At 62.2% G+C, this 1,908-nt stretch carries 4 protein-coding genes; 1 reads left to right on the top strand and 3 read right to left on the bottom strand.

Features of this window, described 5'->3' with window-relative positions; translation table 11 throughout:
- Positions 1-497: zincin-like metallopeptidase domain-containing protein (locus tag FN835_RS20980; protein WP_246098838.1), on the top strand; the 497-nt coding region annotated here is incomplete at its 5' end.
- 203 nt (positions 498-700) lie between these two features.
- Here the strand turns inward: FN835_RS20980 and FN835_RS20975 are convergent.
- From FN835_RS20975 to FN835_RS21420, 3 genes are all read right to left on the bottom strand, one after another.
- Entirely contained in the window at positions 701-883 is a 183-nt protein-coding gene (locus tag FN835_RS20975) for a hypothetical protein (RefSeq protein ID WP_142665172.1), read from the bottom strand.
- 250 nt (positions 884-1,133) lie between these two features.
- Complete coding sequence (locus tag FN835_RS20970) at positions 1,134-1,466, bottom strand: PRC-barrel domain-containing protein (protein WP_142665171.1); 333 nt, start codon at positions 1,464-1,466, stop codon at positions 1,134-1,136.
- Between the two features lie 122 nt (positions 1,467-1,588).
- On the bottom strand, positions 1,589-1,908 hold a 320-nt coding region (locus FN835_RS21420), incomplete at its 5' end, for a hypothetical protein (protein WP_185958799.1).

The following is a 1,908-nucleotide window of genomic DNA, read 5'->3' as shown; positions in this document are numbered from 1 at the left end:
AGGAATTCACCGCGTCTGCGGTTGAACCCGCGCGCGATCTGGGCACCGAACCCGATGCGGGACTGGACGCGTTTTTTGCCGCCACCAGCGCCGAGATCCGCCATAGCGCCGAGGCGCAGGCCTATTATGACCGGCGTGCCGACTTCATCCATATGCCCGACATCGCGACCTTCCACTCTGCTGGGAGCTATTATGCCACCTTGGCGCATGAGGCCTGCCATTGGAGCGGCCATGTATCCCGTCTGGACCGTTTCAGCCGGTTCACCGACCGCAAGGCCTATGCGTTCGAGGAACTCATCGCGGAAATCGGCAATTGCATGCTGTGCAGCCAGTTGGGCCTGGTGCCGGATTTTGGCCAGTCCGCCGCCTATGTCGAAGGCTGGCTACGCGCACTCAAGGATGACAAGCGGATGATCTTCAAGGCTGCGACCGAGGCGCAGAAGGCGGCAGATTATCTGCTGGGATGTACTGAGCAGAACAAAGGCGCCGCCGCCTGAGCTTCAAGCGGCAAAGAGCTTACCCGCCGCGCCAAGCGGCGGGCCGAGGGCCGCAAACGGAAAATCCGGCCGTGCCGGATTTGTGCCTCGAGAATACCGCGCCGGACCAGGCGGCCGGTCGCGCTGAGGATCCTGCGCACCGCCGTTTCACTTCGAGTGCGTCAGGCAGGTCGGGGCAGTTCCCGCGGCCATAATACGAAATGTCACTCTGGGGACAGTTCCCAACTGTAAGGCGTGCTGGTCGTCAGCGTCGGGGACTGGTCGGTATTTGCTTCGCCTTGGCGCAGGAGCTGCATTTGCGCTTCGAGAAAGGCGATCTGCTGGCGCAGAGCGTCATTCTCGGCATGCAGTTGCATCGGCGTTTTCGGCGTCAGGTTCAGGCGCATCGTCGTCCCGTGGGTCTGGTTTGAGTGGAGGGCCAAGACCAGGCGCAGCCCACCAGTTCCAAATATTCTCTTTTATTTCGAGCCGCTTGCAGCGATTGTGTACTTCCTGTTTGCAAGCCCCGGACGCGGCAGGTGCACCGCTGAACGCGAGGAGAGAACCGTCAGAAAACACCAGTCACATAAAGCAGGATGATGACGACCACCGGAACGCCCAGCAGCCAGGCGATAATGCCTTTCATGGCGTGGCCCCTTATTGCGCATCGTCCATGGGCCGGGTTTCGTCCTGCCTGTCGATATGTTCGGGCATGGATTTCAGGTCGTCCTTGGTCCAGCTGGTCAGAGCATGCACCACGCCATCCTCGCCGGTCATGAAGTCAAGCTGCCGCACGGGCACCAGCACCGATTTCGCGCCGATGCCAAGAAAGCCGCCGACATCGATGACCACCTGCGCATCCGCGCCGCTGCCATGAACATGGTCGACAGTGCCGATCATTTCGTCTTCCGGGCCATAAATCGTGGCACCATCCAGCATCTCGGCATTCAGCTGGGTCTCGGTCAGGCGGGTATGGGTGGAATGGTTCATGATGTCCTCCGTCATCCGTGGGTGACAGGCCAACGACGCGAAAAGGCAGTCGTTCCGGCAGCTAAAATATGTTGAGCGAGGGATGATGATGCTGCCGCGCCGGACCAGACGGCCGGCTGCGATCAATACCCCGCGCGGTGCAGATAGGCATCGAGATGGGCGATGGCTTTGGCCCGGACCCAGCGTGACAATGCGGGGGTCAAGCCAGCCAGGCCCTCGGGATCGAGCTCGGTGCATAGCCGGTCATGCGCGGCGCGGGACAGGGTGATGGAACTGTCAAAGCGATGTGCCGAGGCTTTGGCGCGGTCGACCGGCACATCTCGGTAATCGATCCCCGCCTCCAGCGCGGCGGTCAGAGCCGGGCGCAATTCGGCCATGGCGCGGCGCAACACCGTGCCCACCGGACAACGCGCCTTTGCCGCCCATGCGGCGGCGCGGGCGA

It is taken from the genome of Paracoccus laeviglucosivorans, assembly GCF_900182695.1.
Taxonomy (GTDB): Bacteria; Pseudomonadota; Alphaproteobacteria; order Rhodobacterales; family Rhodobacteraceae; genus Paracoccus; species Paracoccus laeviglucosivorans.
This window is presented reverse-complemented; position numbering and strand designations above follow the sequence as displayed.

Bases quoted from the DNA above. Each gene is read 5' to 3' on its own strand.
- FN835_RS20975 (WP_142665172.1), bottom strand. From the start codon at position 883: ATGCGCCTGAACCTGACGCCGAAAACGCCGATGCAACTGCATGCCGAG.
- FN835_RS20970 (WP_142665171.1), bottom strand. From the start codon at position 1,466: ATGAACCATTCCACCCATACCCGCCTGACCGAGACCCAGCTGAATGCC.